The sequence below is a fragment of the Mycobacterium sp. HUMS_12744610 genome, from assembly GCF_041206865.1.
GTDB lineage: Bacteria > Actinomycetota > Actinomycetes > Mycobacteriales > Mycobacteriaceae > Mycobacterium > Mycobacterium servetii.
This window is the reverse complement of the sequence record NZ_JBGEDP010000001.1, coordinates 5,003,765-5,021,759: the sequence shown is the minus strand read 5'-3', so window position 1 is coordinate 5,021,759 and position 17,995 is coordinate 5,003,765. Positions and strand designations below refer to the sequence as shown.

Annotated in this window: 10 protein-coding genes, 4 pseudogenes and 1 riboswitch; of the genes and pseudogenes, 5 read left to right on the top strand and 9 right to left on the bottom strand. The window is 69.7% G+C overall.

Annotated features, from left to right (window positions below):
- Positions 1-7: 7 nt before the first annotated feature.
- Positions 8-1,401: pseudogene (locus AB8998_RS24390) on the bottom strand (bifunctional o-acetylhomoserine/o-acetylserine sulfhydrylase).
- 194 nt (positions 1,402-1,595) lie between these two features.
- Positions 1,596-1,713: riboswitch (SAM riboswitch) on the bottom strand.
- A gap of 167 nt (positions 1,714-1,880) precedes the next feature.
- Here AB8998_RS24390 and AB8998_RS24385 point away from each other — a divergent pair.
- A complete protein-coding gene (locus AB8998_RS24385) occupies positions 1,881-3,119 on the top strand; it encodes an NADP-dependent isocitrate dehydrogenase (RefSeq protein WP_369740265.1) in 1,239 nt (412 codons plus the stop codon).
- Here AB8998_RS24385 and AB8998_RS24380 read toward each other — a convergent pair.
- Positions 3,116-3,916, bottom strand: coding sequence for an alpha/beta fold hydrolase (locus tag AB8998_RS24380; RefSeq protein ID WP_369741742.1), 801 nt, complete (start codon positions 3,914-3,916; stop codon positions 3,116-3,118). The genes AB8998_RS24385 and AB8998_RS24380 overlap by 4 nt on opposite strands.
- A gap of 151 nt (positions 3,917-4,067) precedes the next feature.
- On the opposite strand from AB8998_RS24380, the gene trpS reads away from it, so the two are divergent.
- A complete protein-coding gene (trpS, locus tag AB8998_RS24375; protein WP_369740264.1) occupies positions 4,068-5,087 on the top strand; it encodes a tryptophan--tRNA ligase in 1,020 nt (339 codons plus the stop codon).
- Between the two features lie 10 nt (positions 5,088-5,097).
- A complete protein-coding gene (gene yhjD / locus AB8998_RS24370) occupies positions 5,098-6,126 on the top strand; it encodes an inner membrane protein YhjD (protein WP_369740263.1) in 1,029 nt (342 codons plus the stop codon).
- Here the strand turns inward: yhjD and nagA are convergent.
- From nagA to AB8998_RS24350, 4 genes are all read right to left on the bottom strand, one after another.
- Positions 6,123-7,235: an N-acetylglucosamine-6-phosphate deacetylase gene (nagA, locus tag AB8998_RS24365; RefSeq protein WP_369740261.1), complete on the bottom strand. Its 1,113-nt coding sequence runs from the start codon at positions 7,233-7,235 to the stop codon at positions 6,123-6,125. The two genes, yhjD and nagA, sit on opposite strands and share 4 nt — an antisense overlap.
- On the bottom strand, positions 7,226-8,584 hold the full coding sequence (locus tag AB8998_RS24360; RefSeq protein WP_369740259.1) for a sugar porter family MFS transporter: 1,359 nt from the start codon (positions 8,582-8,584) through the stop codon (positions 7,226-7,228). The genes nagA and AB8998_RS24360 overlap by 10 nt, the downstream gene beginning before the upstream one ends.
- Positions 8,581-9,813, bottom strand: coding sequence for a D-alanyl-D-alanine carboxypeptidase DacB1 (gene dacB1 / locus AB8998_RS24355; RefSeq protein WP_369740257.1), 1,233 nt, complete (start codon positions 9,811-9,813; stop codon positions 8,581-8,583). Before dacB1 ends, AB8998_RS24360 begins: the two co-directional genes overlap by 4 nt.
- Before the next feature lie 86 nt (positions 9,814-9,899).
- Positions 9,900-11,234: an aspartate aminotransferase family protein gene (locus AB8998_RS24350; protein ID WP_369740256.1), complete on the bottom strand. Its 1,335-nt coding sequence runs from the start codon at positions 11,232-11,234 to the stop codon at positions 9,900-9,902.
- A gap of 32 nt (positions 11,235-11,266) precedes the next feature.
- On the opposite strand from AB8998_RS24350, the pseudogene AB8998_RS24345 reads away from it, so the two are divergent.
- A pseudogene (locus AB8998_RS24345) lies at positions 11,267-12,219 on the top strand (sigma-70 family RNA polymerase sigma factor).
- On the opposite strand, the pseudogene AB8998_RS24340 reads toward AB8998_RS24345, so the two are convergent.
- Positions 12,149-12,790, bottom strand: a pseudogene (locus AB8998_RS24340) (carboxymuconolactone decarboxylase family protein); the annotation flags it as partial. The pseudogenes AB8998_RS24345 and AB8998_RS24340 overlap by 71 nt on opposite strands.
- A gap of 78 nt (positions 12,791-12,868) precedes the next feature.
- On the opposite strand from AB8998_RS24340, the gene AB8998_RS24335 reads away from it, so the two are divergent.
- The gene (locus AB8998_RS24335; RefSeq protein WP_369740254.1) at positions 12,869-15,430 is read left to right on the top strand and encodes a serine/threonine-protein kinase PknD; all 2,562 of its coding nucleotides are present in this window, start codon (positions 12,869-12,871) and stop codon (positions 15,428-15,430) included.
- Positions 15,431-15,434: 4 nt separating this feature from the next.
- Here the strand turns inward: AB8998_RS24335 and AB8998_RS24330 are convergent, their stop codons facing one another.
- Entirely contained in the window at positions 15,435-16,226 is a 792-nt protein-coding gene (locus AB8998_RS24330; RefSeq protein WP_369740252.1) for a succinate dehydrogenase iron-sulfur subunit, read from the bottom strand.
- Positions 16,226-17,976, bottom strand: a pseudogene (gene sdhA / locus AB8998_RS24325) (succinate dehydrogenase flavoprotein subunit). Before sdhA ends, AB8998_RS24330 begins: the two are co-directional and overlap by 1 nt.
- Positions 17,977-17,995: the final 19 nt, after the last annotated feature.

Genomic DNA, 17,995 nt, shown 5'->3' with positions numbered 1-17,995 from the left:
ACCCGCCTCAGAAGGCCGCCACCGCGTGCGGGTCGCCGCTGGACTCGGCTGATCGCCCCGGCCCACCGATATTGCGGGCCGCGGCGAAACCCAACTCGAGGTCGGCCAGGATGTCGTCGATGCCCTCGATGCCGACGGCCAGCCGCACCAGCCCCGGGCTGACGCCGGTGGAAAGCTGCTCCGCCGGGCTCAGCTGGGCGTGGGTGGTCGACGCCGGGTGGATCACCAGCGAGCGCACGTCGCCGATGTTGGCGACGTGGCTGTGCAGCTTGAGCGCGTTGACGAACGCCTTGCCGGCCTCGATCCCGCCGGCCAACTCGAACGAGAGGACGGCCCCGGTCCCCTTGGGTGCCAGCCTCTTTGCGCGCTCGTGCCACGGCGAGTCGGGCAGGCCCGCGTAGTTGACCGACAGCACACCGTCATGGCCGGCCAGGAACTCGGCGACACGCTGCGCGTTGGCGACGTGGCGCTCCATGCGCAGGCTCAGCGTCTCGATGCCCTGGGCGACCAGGAACGCGTTGAACGGCGGGCGGCCGACCCGAGATCGCGCAGCAGCTGCACGCGCGCCTTGAGCGCGAACGCCGGCGGGCCCAGCTCGGCGTACACCACGCCGTGGTAGCTCGGGTCGGGCGTGGTGAATCCGGGGAAGCGGCCCTGCGTCCAGTCGAACGTGCCGCCGTCGACGATGGCGCCGGCGATCGCGGCTCCGTGCCCGCCCAGGTACTTGGTGGCCGAGTGCACCACGATGTCGGCGCCGTGCGCGAACGGCTGGATCAGGTAGGGCGTGGCGACGGTGTTGTCGACGATCAGCGGCACCCCGTTGGCGTGGGCGACCCCGGCGACGCCGGGGATGTCCAGCACGTCGATCTTGGGGTTGGAGATGGTCTCGCCGAAGAACGCCTTCGTGTTCGGCTTGGCCGCGGCCTGCCAGGAGTCCAGGTCGTCGGGGTCCGCGACGAAGGTGACCTCGATGCCGAGCTTGGCCAGCGAGTAGTGCAGCAGGTTGTACGTGCCGCCGTAGAGCCGCGGACTGGCGACGATGTGATCTCCGGCACATGCGACGTTCAATATGGCGAATGTCTCAGCGGCCTGTCCCGAACTCAGGAACAGCGCCGCCACCCCGCCTTCCAGCGCGGCGATGCGCTGCTCGACGACGTCGGTGGTCGGGTTGCCCAGCCGGGTGTAGATGTTGCCCGGCACCTCGAGGCCGAACAGCGCGGCGGCATGCGCGGTGTCGTCGAAGGTGTAGGACGTGGTCTGGTAGATCGGCAGCGCGCGGGCGTGGGTGGTCGGGTCCGGGTGCTGACCGGCGTGGATCTGCTTGGTGTCGAAGGACCACTGCGCGGTCGGATCGGCTTCGTCGTTGGCGTCGGTACCGGACGTGCGGTTTTCGGTGCTCACGGATGGGTTGCTTTCTGCTGGACGTGGACGATTCGGGTATCGGGGGCAGCCGAGCGGACCGTCACCACCGGTGACGTCAACCGGCGCGGCGGCCGGTTAACAACGACACACGAGTCGACACATAAGCCGATCCGAGAGAGCCGGATAGATGATGCACATCACGTTTCCCCTCCAGTCAGGGGTCCGTTATGGCGGACCCGCGCTTGCCGCGCAGCCTGTGGCTACTAGACCTGGTCTTTCACCCGGGGCACCCCACCGCGGTTGGAGGGTTGCCGGCCAGCAAGCCGGGGCTTAGCGCTGGCGCTCATGACCGAGATGAAGCTTATCGCATAACACCGAGTCCGTGCCAACTCTCGGCCAACTCTTGCGGGGCCGCGGCCGTTCACCGGCCCTGGGGGGTCATCGACGACCTTTAGTAGTCTGGCCTGACGAGCGACCGCTCGCCCAAGCTTCCCAGTTGCTGGAGGATGTGGACACAGATGTCCAAGGACGCCAAGATCAAGGTCAAAGGCCCGGTAGTAGAGCTCGACGGTGACGAGATGACCCGCGTCATCTGGAAGCTCATCAAGGACATGCTGATCCTGCCGCATCTCGACATCAACCTGGAGTACTACGACCTGGGCATCGAGCACCGGGACCGCACCGACGACCAGGTCACGATCGACGCTGCCTACGCGATCAAGAAGCACGGGGTGGGCGTCAAGTGCGCGACCATCACCCCCGACGAGGCCCGCGTCCAGGAATTCAACCTGAAGAAGATGTGGCTCTCCCCGAACGGGACGATCCGGAACATCTTGGGCGGCACCATCTTCCGCGAGCCGATCGTGATCTCGAATGTGCCCCGGCTGGTTCCGGGCTGGACCAAGCCGATCGTGATCGGCCGTCACGCATTCGGGGACCAGTACCGGGCGACGAACTTCAAGGTCGACCGGCCCGGCACCGTCACGCTGACGTTCACCCCGTCCGACGGCAGCGAGCCGATGGTGCACGAGGTGGTGACCATCCCCGAGGACGGCGGGGTCGTGATGGGCATGTACAACTTCAAGGACTCGATCCGCGATTTCGCCCGCGCCTCGTTCGCCTACGGCCTGAACGCCAAGTGGCCGGTGTATCTGTCCACCAAGAACACCATCCTCAAGGCCTACGACGGCATGTTCAAAGACGAGTTCCAGCACATCTACGAAACCGAGTTCAAGGACAAGTTCGAGGCCGAGGGGCTCACCTACGAGCATCGGCTCATCGATGACATGGTCGCGGCGTGCCTCAAGTGGGAGGGCGGCTACGTCTGGGCGTGTAAGAACTACGACGGCGACGTGCAGTCCGACACCGTCGCGCAGGGCTACGGGTCGCTGGGGCTGATGACCTCGGTGCTGATGACCGCCGACGGCAAGACGGTCGAGGCCGAAGCGGCCCACGGCACCGTGACCCGGCACTTCCGCCAGTACCAGGCCGGAAAGCCGACCTCCACGAACCCGATCGCGTCGATCTTCGCCTGGACGCGCGGGCTGCAGCACCGCGGCAAGCTCGACAACACACCGGAGGTGTGCGAGTTCGCGCAGACGCTCGAGGACGTCGTCATCGCCACGGTCGAGAGCGGCAAGATGACCAAGGACCTGGCCATCCTCATCGGTCCAGACCAGGAGTGGCAGCAGAGCGAGGAGTTCCTCAACTCGATCGCCGAGAACCTGGAAAAGGAACTGGCGGCCGGCTCCAGCTAACCGGCCGGCGGCTTCGCGGCGCCGCGCGCCGCCGCGCCGCACGAGTCGAGGAAGCCGGTGATCACCCCGGCGACGCGGTCGGGCGCTTCGAACATGGGGATGTGTCCGACGCCGTCGAGCTTGGTGACCTTGTGGTCGTCGGGCAGGTGGGTGGTGAAATGCCGGCTGAACCTGGGCGCGGGCACGACCCTGTCCTTCTCGCAGATCACCAGGTGCGCCGGCACGGCGTTCTCCGCGAGCTCGCGCAGCCCGTGCAGCAGCACGGACTTGACGAGCAGCTGGAAGTAGGCCGGGCAGTGGGCGACGTCGTCGATGCAGCCGAGCAGTTGTTCGTGGCTGACCCCGTCGGGCGATGCGCTGATCGCGTAGGTGGCCAGTCGCCGGCTGAACGGCAGGCGCATCACGCGGGGCCCGAACAGCCAGGCCAGCACCAGCAGCGGGATGCCCAGGACGAACTTGGCGATCACCTCGAACTTGTGGGGGCTCCAGCGTGTCCAGCCGCCGGCCGGCGCGATGCCGGTGACGGAGCGTGCCCGCCCGCGCCGCTCCAGCTCGAAGGCGACCCAGCCGCCCAGCGAGTTGCCGACGATGTGGGCGTCCTGCCAGCCCAGCTCGTCCATCTGTCGCTCGACGTGATCGGCCAGCACCGCCGAGGACAGCAACCAGGTGCCCGCCGCCGGGCCGCCGTTGTGGCCGGCCATCGTCGGCGCGAACACCTCGTAGCGGCCGGTGTCGGCCAACCGCCGGGCAACGTCCTCCCAGACCGCCTGCGACAACAGGAACGGGTGCAACAGCACGACCGGCTCCCCGGAACCCAGATGGATCGGTTGACGACTCCCCATAGCCCGAACCATAAAGCCGGTACCGCCGGTACCGCAAGCGAGCGTCCACGGGGCGCCGCCGGTGGCTGAGGGGGCGGCGGCGGCGCATGAAAAGATCGCAGACATCATGACCACAGCTACCGGATCCAGACGGATTTTCTCCGGCGTGCAGCCCACGTCCGACTCGCTTCACCTCGGCAACGCGCTGGGCGCCGTCGCGCAGTGGGTCGCGCTGCAGGCCGACCACGACGCGTTCTTCTGCGTGGTGGACCTGCACGCCATCACCGTCCCGCAGGACCCCGAGGCGCTGCGCCGCCGGACCCTGGTCACTGCCGCCCAGTACCTCGCGCTGGGCATCGACCCCGGCCGCAGCACCGTGTTCGTGCAAAGCCACGTGCCCGCCCACACCCAGTTGGCATGGGTGCTGGGCTGTTTCACCGGATTCGGGCAGGCGTCGCGCATGACGCAGTTCAAGGACAAGTCGGCGCGCCAGGGCAGCGACTCGACCACCGTGGGCCTGTTCACCTACCCGGTGTTGCAGGCCGCCGACGTGCTCGCCTACGACAGCGATCTCGTCCCGGTGGGGGAGGACCAGCGGCAGCACCTCGAGCTGGCGCGCGACGTCGCGCAGCGGTTCAACGCCCGCTTCCCCGACACCTTCGTGGTTCCCGACGTGCTCATCCCCAAGGCCACCGCCAAGATCTACGATCTCCAGGATCCCACGTCGAAGATGAGCAAGTCCGCGGCCACCGACGCCGGGCTGATCAACCTGCTCGACGATCCGGCCAAGTCCGCCAAGAAGATCCGCTCCGCGGTGACCGACAGCGAACGCGAGATCCGGTTCGACCCCGAGGCCAAGGCCGGCGTGTCCAACCTGCTGACCATCCAGTCGGCGGTCACCGGGGTCGGCGTCGACAAACTGGTCGAGGGCTATGTGGGGCGCGGCTACGGCGACTTGAAGAAGGACACCGCCGAGGCGGTCGTCGAGTTCGCCAGCCCGATCAAGGCCCGCGTCGACGAATTGCTGGCCGATCGCAGCGAACTGGAGGCCGTGCTGGCGGCCGGGGCGCAGCGCGCCGAGGACGTGGCGGGCAAAACGGTCCAGCGGGTCTACGATCGGCTGGGATTTTTTCCGCAGCGGAGGTAGCGCGTTTCCTATGGGCGAACCGGGCAAACCAGGGCTCCTCGACCGGCTGCGGACCCGGTACCAATGGTTCGACCACCTGATGCGCGCCCATGGGCGCTTCGGCGACCGCAACGGCGGGTTCTTCGCGGCAGGCCTGACGTACTACACGATTTTCGCGCTATTCCCTTTGCTGATGGTCGGTTTCGCGGTGTTCGGCTTCGTGCTGGCCGAGCGGCCCCAGCTGCTGGGCACCATCGACGACCACATCCGGTCCCAGGTGACCGGGCCGCTGGGCGACCAGCTGCTCGACCTGATGAACTCGGCGATCGACGCGCGGACCTCGGTCGGCATCATCGGCCTGGCCGCCGCGACCTGGGGTGGCCTGGGTTGGATATCGCACCTGCGTCAGGCGCTGACCGAGATGTGGTGGGAGCAGCGCCTCGAGTCGCCGGGCTTCGTGCACAACAAGCTGTCCGACCTGCTTGCCCTGCTGGGCACGTTCGCGGTGACGATGGCCACCATCGGCCTCACCACCCTCGGCCACGCGGCGCCGCTGGCCGCCGTTTTGAAATGGCTCGGAATGCCAAAACTTTCGGTGTTCGACTGGTTGTTCTGGCTGATCTCGATCGTGATCTCCACGGTGGTGTCGTGGTTGTTGTTCACCTGGATGATCGCGCGACTGCCACGCGGGAAGGTGAGCTTCGTCGACTCGGCCCGGGCGGGGCTGGTGGCCGCGATCGGCTTCGAACTGTTCAAGCAGGTCGGTTCGGTCTACCTGAAGGTGGTCCTGCGCAGCCCGGCCGGGGCCACCTTCGGCCCGGTGCTGGGCCTCATGGTGTTCGCCTATATCACGGCCTATCTCGTCTTGTTCTGCACCGCGTGGGCGGCCACCGCGTCGACGGATCCGCGCGCCCGGCCCGTGGAGCCGCCCCCGCCCGCGATCATCGCCCCGCGGGTCCAGCGGGACGAGGGCCTCAGCGCCCGGCAGGCGGTGACCGCGATGGCGATGGGTGCCGTTGGTGCGCTGACCTTTTCGCGGTTGACCCGCCGGCCGCGCTAGGCGGCGGTCCACTCCCCCCGCCGCATCACCGCGGTGACGCGCAGATCCCGGTCGAGCACCACGAGATCGGCATCATGCCCCGGCCGCAGGCTGCCGACACCCCGCAGGCCCAGGGCCCGCGCCGGTGTCGCCGCGGTCACCTGCACCGCCTCGGCCAGCCCGCAGCGCTCCGCCACCGCGCGGAAGAGCCGGTCCATCGTCGCGGTGCTGCCGGCGATCGTGTCCGTCCCGCGGACCCGCGCAACGCCGGCGACGACCTCGACCGGCATCGCGCCGAGCCGGAACGTGCCGTCGTCGCAGCCGGCCGCGGCGACGGCGTCGGTCACGACGGCGACCCGCTCGGGTCCCGCGGCGCGGATCACCGCGTCCACGACGGCCGGATGCAGGTGCACGCCGTCGGCGATGAGCTCGACGGTCACACCCGGGTCCGCCAGCAGGGCCAGCGCTGGCCCGGGCTCGCGGTGATGCAGCGGCGGCATCGCGTTGAACAGGTGCGTGCCGACGGTGGCGCCCAGGCCGATGGCGCGTCGGGTCTGCTCGTAGGTGGCATCCGAATGACCGACCGCCACAACGACTCCCGCGTCGCGCAAGCGCCGGATCGCCTGGTCGCAGCCGGGCCGTTCGGGCGCCAGCGTCACCATCTTGATCGCGCCGCCGCCGGCGTCGAGCACGGCGTCGATCTCGGCGGGCCCCGGGTCGCGCATCAGGGTGCGGTCGTGCGCGCCGCAGCGCGCCGCGCTCAGCCACGGCCCCTCGAGGTGGATGCCCGCGACGGTGCCGCGCCGGGCCGCTGCGGCCAGCGCGCGGACCCCGGCGATCAGCTCCGCCGGAGCGGCGGTGACCAGGCTGGCCATCGTCGTGGTGGTGCCGTGCCGCAGGTGGAAGGCCGCGGCGTCGGCGACGGCCTCGGGGTAGGAGGCCCCGCCCCCGCCGTGCACGTGCATGTCGACAAACCCGGGCACCACAACCGAATCGGGCAGATCGGTGTCGGGCGGACGGGGCGGCGCGCCGGCGCCGCAGCCCAGAATCCGGCCGCCGGCGGTTTCCAGCCAGCCGGGCCGGCGGACCTGCCCGTCGAGCACCAGGGTGCCGGCGCGGATCAGGGGCATGGTTTGTCCCAGCGTCCGCCGTTCTCCCAGAAATGCCGGATGTCCTCGAGTTCGCGGCCCCTGGTCTCCGGCGCGTAGCGGTAGACGACGCCGAACGCCACCACCGCGAGAGCCGCGAACACCGCGAAAGTCCCCGCGCCGCCCAGGGTGTGCAGCATGGTCAGGAAGACCGCGGCGACGATCGCGTTGGCCACCAGGTTCGAGGTCAGCATCGTGCTCGACCCGATGGACCGCAGCCGGGTCGGGAAGCTCTCGCTGGCATACACCCAGCCCAGCGAGCCGAAACCCAGCGTGAACCCCACGATGAACAGCAGCACGCCGGCGAACCCGAGGACAGCGCCGCCGAGACCGCGGCCGAACACGGCCGTCAGGACGAGGTCGGCGGCGATCATCATCGCGATGCCGCACAACAGGATCGGGCGCCGCCCCAGCCGGTCGACGAGCAGCATCGCGGTGAGCACGGCCGCCAGTCCGGCGACCTGTACCAGGGCCGGCAACCCCAGCAGCGCGAAGTCCCCGGTGAACCCGATCGCCTCGAATATGCGCGGGCTGTAGTAGACGATCGCGTTGATGCCGGTGATCTGGATCAGGAAGCCGAGCGCGACGACGAACAGGGTGGCCCGCAGGTACGGCGGGCGCAGCATCTCGGACATGCCCCCGGGGCCCGCCGAGCCTTCGCCGACCGCGCGGGCGATCTCGGCGAGTTCGCCCTCGACGTCCGCGGTGGGCTCCACCCGCAGCAGCGCCGCGCGCGCGTCGGCGGTGCGGCCCTTCATCATGTACCACCGGGCGGTGTCGGGCATGCGGATCAGCAACGGCAGCAACAGCGTTGCGGGCACGGCGGCCAGGCCCAGCATCCAGCGCCAGGCGTGGGCCCCGGCCAGCAGGTAGGCGGTGACGTAGCCGACGATGAGCCCGCTGACTGTGGCCAGCTGGTAGACGGTCAGCAGCGACCCGCGCACCGCCGCCGGAGCCGACTCCGCGACGTAGACCGGCACCACCACGATCGAGACGCCGACGGCCAGCCCCAGCAGGAACCGGGCCGTCAACAGCATCGGCAACGACACCGCCAGCGCACCCAGCACCGCGAACGCCGCGTAGGCCACCAGCAGCGACACCACCGAACGCTTGCGCCCGAACACGTTGGCCAGCACGCCGGCGCCCAGTGCCCCGGCGATCTGGCCGAGCACCGCCATCGTCGTCAACAGCTCCTGCTGCCGCGTCGTGAGGCCGAAGTCGCCGGTGACGAACAGCTGCACCCCGGCGATGATGGACAGGTCGTAGCCGTAGACGACGCCGACGCTGGCGGCGGTCAACCCGACCAGCAGGCCCCCGGGCCGGGTGCTCAACGATGCTGCGGCCGGCGGTTCATCGACCGTGCCGCCATGATCAGCCCGAAAACGACGATCGCCCCGATGACGCCGACGCCCACCCGCACCGGCACCTCGTCGCTCGCGGGAAGGAGCCCGGCGGCCTGCGCTGCGCCGGCGCGCCCGGCGGCACCCTCCGGCTTGGCGGGCGCCAGCGAGGGGTCGGGCGCGACCAGCGACCCCACCTGGGTTCCCGGCGGGGTGGCGAACCCGTAGTCGAGCAGATGCGCGGCCTGCTCCCACGGCGCGATCGGCTGCCGGGTCCCGTGTAGCAGCACCGCCACCAGCCGTCGTCCGTCGCGGTTGGCCGCACCGACGAAGGTCTGGCCGGCGTCGTCGGTGTAACCGGTCTTGCCGCCCAGCGCGCCGGGATAGTTGTAGAGCAGCTTGTTGTCGTTCTCCAGCTCGTAGCCGGGGTGGTCGCCGTGGCCGGGGAAGTCGAAGGTCCGGGTCGCGACGATGTCGGCGAAGATCGGGTTCTGCCAGGCGTAGCGGTAGAACAGGCCGATGTCGTAGGCCGAGGTGCTCATCCCCGGGCCGTCCAGCCCGGACGGCGTCGCCACCCGGGTGTCGCGGCCGCCGAGCTTGGCGGCCAGCACGTTGATCTTCTCCAGCGCCTGCTGCATCCCGCCGAGCTGCATGGCCAGCGCGTGCGCGGCGTCGTTGCCGGAGTGCATCAGCAGCCCGTGCAGCAGCTGGTTGACGGTGTACATCCCGCCCTCGGCGACGCCGACCTTGGTGCCCTCGACGGCCGCGTCCTCGGCGGTGCCGGGGACCACCTTGTTCTCGTTGAGCGCGTTGATCGACGCCATCGCGACCAGCACCTTGATGACGCTGGCCGGGCGGTGCCGGGCGTGCGGGTCCTTGGCGGCGATGACCGCGCCGCTGTCGAGGTCGGCCACCAGCCAGGCGTCGGCGGAGACGTCGGTGGGCAGCAGCGGCGTGTCGGGCGCGACGACGACGCCGCAGCTGCCGAGGGCCTCGCCGCCGACCGGCTTGGGGGGCACCGCCAGCGGCATCGGCGGGTCGCCCGCCTCGGGGACCTCCGACGAGTCCACCGCGGGCGGCGTCGACACCTTGTAGGGGCAGTCCGCGGGCCCGGCGTTGGGCACCGGCTCGGCGCTCGCCGCGGGCGCCCCCAACGCGGCCGGGGCGGCCGTCATGAAGACCGCCGCCACCAGGCACGACGCGGAACGTAAGAAGGTCATCGGTGTGCAGACTAGGCGATCGGGCGGCCGATCCCGGGGAGCCGCGCTGTGACTGATGGGGCGGAAGTTACTCGCCGCCGGCGCGCCTACAGCCGCTTCCAGGCCTCGCTCAGCACGTCGCGCAGGATCGACTCGATGGTGTCGAACTCGGCCTGACCGCTGATCAGCGGCGGCGCCAGCTGGATGACGGGGTCGCCGCGGTCGTCGGCGCGGCAGTACAGGCCCGCCTCGAACAGCGCCGGCGACAGGTAGCCGTGCAGCACGCGTTCGCAGTCGGCGTCGCCGAAGGTCTCCTTCGTCGCCTTGTCCTTGACCAACTCGATGCCGTAGAAGTAGCCCTCGCCGCGCACGTCGCCGACGATGGGCAGGTCGTACAGCTTCTCCAGCGTCGCGCGGAAGACCGGCGCGTGATGCCGGACCCGGTCGTTGAGACCCTCGCGCTCGAAGATGTCCAGGTTGGCCAGCCCCACGGCGGCCGACACCGGGTGGCCGCCGAAGGTGTAGCCGTGCGGGAAGATCGTGGCGCCGTCGTCGAACGGCTCGAAGAGGCGGTCGCCGGCGATCATCGCGCCGATCGGGGAGTAGCCCGACGCCATGCCCTTGGCGCAGGTGATCATGTCGGGCACGTAGCCGAAGTCGTCACAGGCGAACATCGACCCGATCCGGCCGAACGCGCAGATCACCTCGTCGGAGACCAGCAGCACGTCGTATTCGTCGCAGATCTCGCGCACCCGTTCGAAATAACCCGGGGGAGCCGGGATCGCGCCGCCCGCGTTCTGCACCGGTTCCAAGAACACCGCGGCGACGGTGTCGGGGCCCTCGAACTCGATCGCCTCGGCGATCCGGTCGGCGGCCCACCGCCCGAAGGTTTTGGGATCGTTGGCAAACGGTTCGGGTGCGCGGTAGAAGTTCGTGTTGGGCACGCGGAACCCACCCGGCGTCACCGGCTCGAACGGCGCCTTGTAGGAGGGCAGCCCGGTGATCGCCAGCGCGCCCTGCGTGGTGCCGTGGTAGGCGATCGAGCGCGAAATGACCTTGTGCTTGCCGGGTTTGCCGGTGAGCTTGAAGTACTGCTTGGCCAGTTTCCACGCGGTTTCGACGGCCTCGCTGCCGCCGGTGGTGAAGAACACGCGGTTCAGGTCGCCGGGCGCGTGGTGCGCCAGGCGCTCGGCGAGCTCGATCGCGGCCGGGTGCGCGTATCCCCAGAGCGGGAAGAACGCCAGCGTCTGCGCCTGGCGGGCGGCGGTCTCGGCGAGTTCGGCGCGCCCGTGGCCGACCTGGACGACGAACAGCCCGGACAACGCGTCCAGGTAGCTCTTGCCGCGGTCGTCGAAGATGGTGACGCCCTCGCCGCGGGTGATGACCGGATGCGCGATGTCCGCGCCGTGCCGGGCGAAATGCAGCCAGAGATTGGAAGTCATCGTGGATGCAAGCCTAACGCTAGGCTCGGGCCATGACCTCGGTGCAGGGGGTCGCGGAATTCGAGGCGTTGCGGCCCCATCTCATGGCCGTCGCCTACCGGCTCACTGGGACCGTCGCCGACGCCGAGGACATCGTCCAGGAGGCCTGGCTGCGCTGGGACGGGCACGCCGGGCAGATCGCCGACCTGCGGGCCTGGCTGACGACGGTGGTCAGCAGGCTCGGGCTGGACCGGCTGCGCTCGGCCGCGCACCGCCGCGAGAGCTACACCGGAAACTGGCTGCCCGAACCGGTGGTCACCGGCCTCGAGGCGGCCGATCCGCTGTCGGCGGTGGTGGCCGGCGAGGACGCCCGGTTCGCCGCGATGGTCGTGCTGGAGCGGCTGTCCCCCGACCAGCGGGTCGCGTTCGTCTTGCACGACGGGTTCGCGGTGCCCTTCGCCGAGGTGGCCGGGGTGCTGGGGACCACCGAGCGGTGGCCCGGCAGCTGGCGTCGCGGGCCCGCAAGGCCGTCAGCGCGGCGCCGGCCGCAATATCAGGGCACCCCGACCCCTCGCACGACGACGTGGTCGGGCGGCTGATGGCCGCCATGGCCGCCGGCGACCTGGACGCGGTGGTGGCGCTGCTGCACCCCGGCGTCACCTTCACCGGCGACTCGGATGGCAAGGCGCCCACGGCGGTTCAGGTCATCATCGGCGCGGACAAGGTGTCCCGCTTCGTCTTCGGCCTGGCCCACCGCTACGGCCCGGCGTTCTTCTCGTCCAGCCAACTGGCCCTGGTCAACGGCGAACTGGGCGTCTACACGGCCGGCAGCCCCGGCGGAGACGGCCACCGGGAGCTGTCGCCGCGCATCCTGGCGGTCACGGTGCGCGACGGAAAGGTCTGCGCCCTGTGGGATGTCGCCAACCCCGAGAAGTTCACCGGCTCCCCGCTGCAGGCCCGCCGTGCTGCCCGGCCCACGGAACCCGGCAGGCGTCACCGGAGTTGAAGCCCTGCTCGGTGATGCCCAACGCGGTGTTCATCCGAGCCCGCATGTTCTCCAGCCCGATCTGATAGGTCAGCTCGATCACGCCGGCGTCGCCGAACCGGGCCCGCAGGTCGGTGAACTGCTCGTCGGTGACGGTGTGCGGGTCGGTGGTGATCGCGTCGGCGTAGGCGATGGCGGCGCGCTCATCGTCGGTGAACGCGCAAGACGTTGCATACGAGTCGATCTCGGAGAGCCGGGTGATGTCCAGCCCGTCCAGGCGCTGCAGCATGGACCCGAAGTCCACGCACCAGGAGCAGCCGATCGCGCGCGCCGTCCAGAACACCGCCAGCTCGCGCGCGCCGGCGGGCAGCGCCTGCGACGCCCGCTGCACCAGCATCTCGTGCACCGCCCCTGCGACCAGCAGACCGCGGTGGTGCGCGGCGACGGCGAAGGGTTCGGGAACCTGGCCGAATCGCCGTTTGGCGTAGCGGTACATGGCGCGGGTCAGCAGTCCGGCGCGCTCGGGGGGCAGGGGCTCGATGCGGGTTTTCTCGGTCATACCCCTCAGACGAGACGGGCCGCGAAGGTGTGACTCCCCGCCTCGCCGCGAGGGCGGGCGCGGCGATGTAGCATCCAGGCACCACTTCGTTGCGCACAGAGGAGGTTTGCGGTGGACGAGGTGGAAGGCGAAGTCTTCGGGCGTTATCGGCTGCTGACGGTGCTGCGGTCCGGCGCCACCGGCACGGTGTACCGGGCCCACGACACGAAGATGAGCCGCGAAGTGGCCGTCAAGGTGCTCTCGCCGGAGTCGGCCGCCGATGCCGGCCATCGGGAGAGGTTCCAGCGCGAGGTCGCCATCGCGGCCCGGCTCAGCGACCCGAACATCCTCCCGGTCTATGAGGCCGGCGAGATCGACGGGCGACCCTATCTGGTGCGGCCCGCCGTCGCCGACGGCATCACCGTGCAGGATCTGCTGAACCGCGACGGGCCACTGCACCCGATGGTGGCGGCGCGGGTGATCGTGCAGGTCGCGTCCGCGCTGGAGGCGGCCCACGTGGCCGGGGTGGTCCACGGCGACGTGACGGCCGCGAACCTGTTGGTGGGCGGCGCGTTCGTGTACCTGACCGATTTCGGCGCCGCCCCGACCGACGGCGCGACCGTCGACGCCCGCACCGACCTCTACGCTTTGACCTGCGTCCTCTACGAGTGCCTGACCGGTCGGCCCGCCGTTGCGGGAGGTGTTGCGCCAAAACCCACCCCCAAACCCACCGATGCCGACCCGGCGATTCCGGCGGCGTTCGACGAGGTGATCGCCCGCGGCATGGCCGACGACCCCGATGACCGCTACCAAACGGCCCGCGAGTTGTCCGCCGCCGCGCACAACGCGCTGACTGCCCCGCCCGCTGCCGACACCTCGGAACCGGCCCCCATCAATGAAATCGAGTTCGGCCGCTACCGGCTCTTCGACAAGCTCGGCCAGGGCAGCATGGGCGCGGTGTACCGGGCCCACGACACAGCGCTGGGCCGGGATGTGGCCGTCAAGTTGCTGCAGCCGGAACTGGCCGCCGAGGCGGGATTTCGGGAGCGGTTCCGCCGCGAGGCGTATGCGGCGGGCCGGCTGGCCAGCCCGAACATCATCCCGATCTACGAGACCGGCGAGATCGACGGGCGCGTGTACATGGTGATGCCGATCGTCGACGGCGTCGACCTGAACAAGGTGCTCAAACGCGAGGGAGCGTTGAGTCCGCAGAAGGCCGTGCGCGTGGTCGAACAGGTTGCGGCGGCGCTGGATGCGGCGCACAAGTCCGGGCTGGTGCATCGCGACGTGAAGCCGTCGAACCTGCTGATGGTCGGCGAGGACTTCGTGTACCTGATCGATTTCGGGCTCGTCCACGAGGCCGACGCCGGTCGTTTGACGCTCACCAACGTCGCCCCGGGAAGCCCGGCGTACATGGCCCCGGAGCGCTTCGCCGCCGGCAAGGACGGAAAGGTCGTCGACGCTCGCGCCGACGTGTACTCGCTCGCCTGCGTTCTCTACGAGTGCCTCACCGGGCGGTTGCCGTTCAGCGGTGGCGGGGTGGAGGGCCTGGCCGCCGCCCATCGCACGGACGCACCGCCCAAACCCAGCAGCATCGACCCGGCGATACCCGCCGGGTTCGACCGCGTGGTCGCGCGGGGCATGGCGAAGGACCCGGGCGACCGCTACCAGTCGGCACCCGAGCTGGCCGTGGCCGCCCGCGCGGCCCTCACCGACTTCTCCACCCACGCCGCGCCGCCAGCCTCCGCCACCGACCCCGCACTCTCGGAGCAGGACACCGCGCCCACGGCACGCGTCCCGCGGAAAAGATCCGGCCGCGGCAAAGTTCTGGCCCTCGCGGCGGTGGTGGTGATCGCGGTGGTCGGGGGCGCCGTACTCTTGCGAGCCACCGACCAATTCCCGTTCCATTCGGCGAAACCACGGGGTCAGGTGGTGCTGCCGTTCACCGGCCTCGACAATCCCGAGGAGGTCGCGGTCGACGCCAAGGGCGACGTCTACGTCACCGACAGTGGCAACAACCGGGTGCTGGAACTGGCCGCGGGTTCGACCGGCCAGACGGTGGTGCCGTTGGCCGGTCTCGAGCGTCCCGACGATATCGCGGTCGACGACGCGGGTGACTTGGAGGTCACCGAGCCCGCGCAGCACCGGGTGCTGGAGCTGACAGCCGGGTCGGCCAACCCGACCGTGCTGCCGTTCGCCGATCTCAGGGATCCCACGGGTGTGGCGGTCGCTTCGCGCGATCGCGGCAACGATCGCGCCGTCGTTGTCAGCGACTGCGCGCACAACCGGGTGGTGGAGCTGCTCGCGCAGTCGAGCGAGCAGACGGAGCTGCCGCTCAGTGGCTTGGCGTGTCCCTCGGCCGTGACGGTGGGTCGCGGCGGCGCCCTGTTCGTCATCGACCGGGACAACGAGCGGGTGCTGAAACTGCCGCGGACGGCGACGGTTCCGACCGTGCTGCCGTTTGTGGTCGGACATCCGGATAATCTGGCCGTCGACTCCGGCGGAAACGTGTACGTGACCGACAGCCACGACAATCACGTCACGAAGTTCGTCAAGGCCACCCACACGTCAACGACGTTGCCGTTCAACGGACTCAACCATCCCCAGGGCATCGCCCTCGACACCGCCGGGAACATCTACGTCGTCGACACGGGCAACAACCGGGTGCTGGCGCTCCCGCCCGGTCAGGATTAGCCGCTCAGCGCGAGAACATCAACGCGCGCTTGACTTCCTGAATCGCCTTGGTGACCTCGATGCCCCGCGGGCAGGCCTCGGTGCAGTTGAACGTGGTGCGGCAGCGCCACACGCCGTCGACCTCGTTGAGGATGTCGAGGCGCTCGGCGGTGGCCTCGTCGCGGCTGTCGAAGATGAAGCGGTGGGCGTTGACGATCGCCGCCGGGCCGTAGTAACTGCCCTCGTGCCAGAACACCGGGCAGCTGGTGGTGCAGGCCGCGCACAGGATGCACTTGGTGGTGTCGTCGTAGCGGGCGCGGTCGGCCGGGCTCTGAATGCGTTCGCGCGTGGGCGGATTGCCGGTGGTGACCAGGTAGGGCTTGACCGCCCGGTACGCGTCGAAGAAGGGCTCCATGTTCACCACCAGGTCCTTCTCCACGGGCAGGCCGCGGATCGGCTCGACCGTGACGGTCAGCTTCTTACCGGCCTTCTCGGGCAGCAGGTCGCGCATCAGCACCTTGCAGGCCAACCGGTTGACGCCGTTGATGCGCATCGCGTCCGAGCCGCACACCCCGTGGGCGCAGGAGCGCCGGAAGGTCAGCGTCCCGTCCAGGTAGCTCTTGATGTAGATCAGCAGGTTCAACAGCCGGTCGGTGGGCAGGCAGGGAACCCGGAAGCTCTGCCAGCCACCGGTTTCGGTGAACGCGTCGGGCTGGTCGGGATTGAACCGGGCGATCTTGACCGTCACCAGCACCGCGCCCTCGGGTACCGGCGGCAGGGGCGGCTCCAGCGCGGCTCCGGGATCGTCCTCGGCCATCAGTACTTCCGTTCCTTGGGTTCGTAGCGGGTCTGCACGACCGGCTTGAAGTCCAGCGCGATGTCGGAAAGCGGTTCGGTGCCCTGCTTGTAGGCCATCGTGTGGCGCATGTAGTTGACGTCGTCGCGCTCGGGGTAGTCCTCGCGGGCGTGCCCGCCGCGCGACTCCTTGCGGTTCAGCGCGCCCACCACCGTCACCTCGGCCAGCTCCAGCAGAAAGCCCAGCTCGATGGCCTCCAGCAGGTCGCTGTTGAAACGTTTCCCCTTGTCGTGCAACGAAATTCGCGTATACCTTTCCTTGCACGCGTGGATGTCGGTCAGGGCCTGCTTGAGCGTCTCCTCGGTGCGGAACACCGCGGCGTTGTTGTCCATCGTCTGCTGCAGGGCGCCGCGGATGTCGGCGACGCGCTCGTTGCCGTGCTCGGAGAGGATGTCGCGGACCCAGGCGACGACCATCGCCTCCGGGTTGGCCGGCATGTCGACGAAGTCGTGCCCGCGGGCGTATCCGGCCGCGGCGATACCGGCGCGGCGGCCGAACACATTGATGTCCAGCAGCGAGTTGGTGCCCAGCCGGTTGGCGCCGTGCACCGACACGCACGCGCACTCACCGGCCGCGTACAGGCCCGGGACGACCGACGTGTTGTCGGCCAACACCTGTCCGGTCACCGTGGTCGGGATGCCGCCCATGACGTAGTGACACGTCGGGTACACCGGCACCAGCTCGTGCACCGGGTCCACGCCCAGGTAGGTGCGGGCGAACTCGGTGACGTCGGGCAGCTTGGCCTCCAGCACGTCCTCGCCGATGACGCACGTCGATGTAGACGTAGTCCTTGTCCGGGCCGGCGCCGCGGCCCTCCCGGACCTCGAGCACCATCGAGCGCGCGACGATGTCGCGCGGGGCCAGGTCGACGATCGTCGGCGCGTAGCGCTCCATGAACCGCTCGCCCTCGCCGTTGAGCAGCCGGCCGCCCTCGCCGCGCACCGCCTCGGAGATCAGGATGCCCAGGCCCGCCAGCCCGGTCGGATGGAATTGATGAAACTCCATGTCCTCCAATGGAAGTCCCTTACGGAACACGATCCCCATACCGTCGCCGGTCAGCGTGTGCGCGTTGGAGGTCGTCTTGTACATCCGCCCCGACCCGCCGGTGGCGATTACGACGGCCTTGGCACCGAAGACGTGGATCTCACCGGTGGCCAGCTCGTAGGCGACCACCCCGGTGGCCACCGGGCCGCCCGGGGTCTGCGTCAAAACCAGGTCCAGGGCGTAGAACTCGTTGAAGAACTGCACGTCGTGGCGGACAGTTCTGGTACAGCGTCTGCAGGATCATGTGCCCGGTGCGGTCGGCGGCGTAGCAGGCGCGGCGCACCGGGGCCTTGCCGTGCTCGCGGGTGTGCCCGCCGAAGCGGCGCTGGTCGATGCGGCCCTCGGGGGTGCGGTTGAACGGCATCCCCATCTTCTCCAGGTCGAGCACCGCGTCGATCGCCTCCCGGCACATGATCTCCACGGCGTCCTGGTCGGCCAGGTAGTCGCCGCCCTTGACGGTGTCGAAGGCGTGCCACTCCCAGTTGTCGTCCTCGACGTTGGCCAGCGCGGCGCACATGCCGCCCTGGGCGGCGCCGGTGTGGCTGCGGGTCGGGTACAGCTTGGTCAGCACCGCGGTGCGCACCCGCGGGCCCGCCTCCACGGCCGCCCGCATCCCCGCGCCGCCGGCGCCGACGATCACCACGTCGTATCGGTGTTGCTGAATCAACCGCGTCAACCCCCCTGGA

Excerpts from the sequence above, each read along its gene's own strand:
- AB8998_RS24350 (WP_369740256.1), bottom strand. The coding sequence starts at position 11,234 with ATGACTTCCAATCTCTGGCTGCATTTCGCCCGGCACGGCGCGGACATC.
- trpS (WP_369740264.1), top strand. The coding sequence starts at position 4,068 with ATGACCACAGCTACCGGATCCAGACGGATTTTCTCCGGCGTGCAGCCC.
- nagA (WP_369740261.1), bottom strand. The coding sequence starts at position 7,235 with ATGCCCCTGATCCGCGCCGGCACCCTGGTGCTCGACGGGCAGGTCCGC.
- AB8998_RS24330 (WP_369740252.1), bottom strand. The coding sequence starts at position 16,226 with ATGGCCGAGGACGATCCCGGAGCCGCGCTGGAGCCGCCCCTGCCGCCG.
- dacB1 (WP_369740257.1), bottom strand. The coding sequence starts at position 9,813 with ATGACCTTCTTACGTTCCGCGTCGTGCCTGGTGGCGGCGGTCTTCATG.
- AB8998_RS24385 (WP_369740265.1), top strand. The coding sequence starts at position 1,881 with ATGTCCAAGGACGCCAAGATCAAGGTCAAAGGCCCGGTAGTAGAGCTC.
- yhjD (WP_369740263.1), top strand. The coding sequence starts at position 5,098 with ATGGGCGAACCGGGCAAACCAGGGCTCCTCGACCGGCTGCGGACCCGG.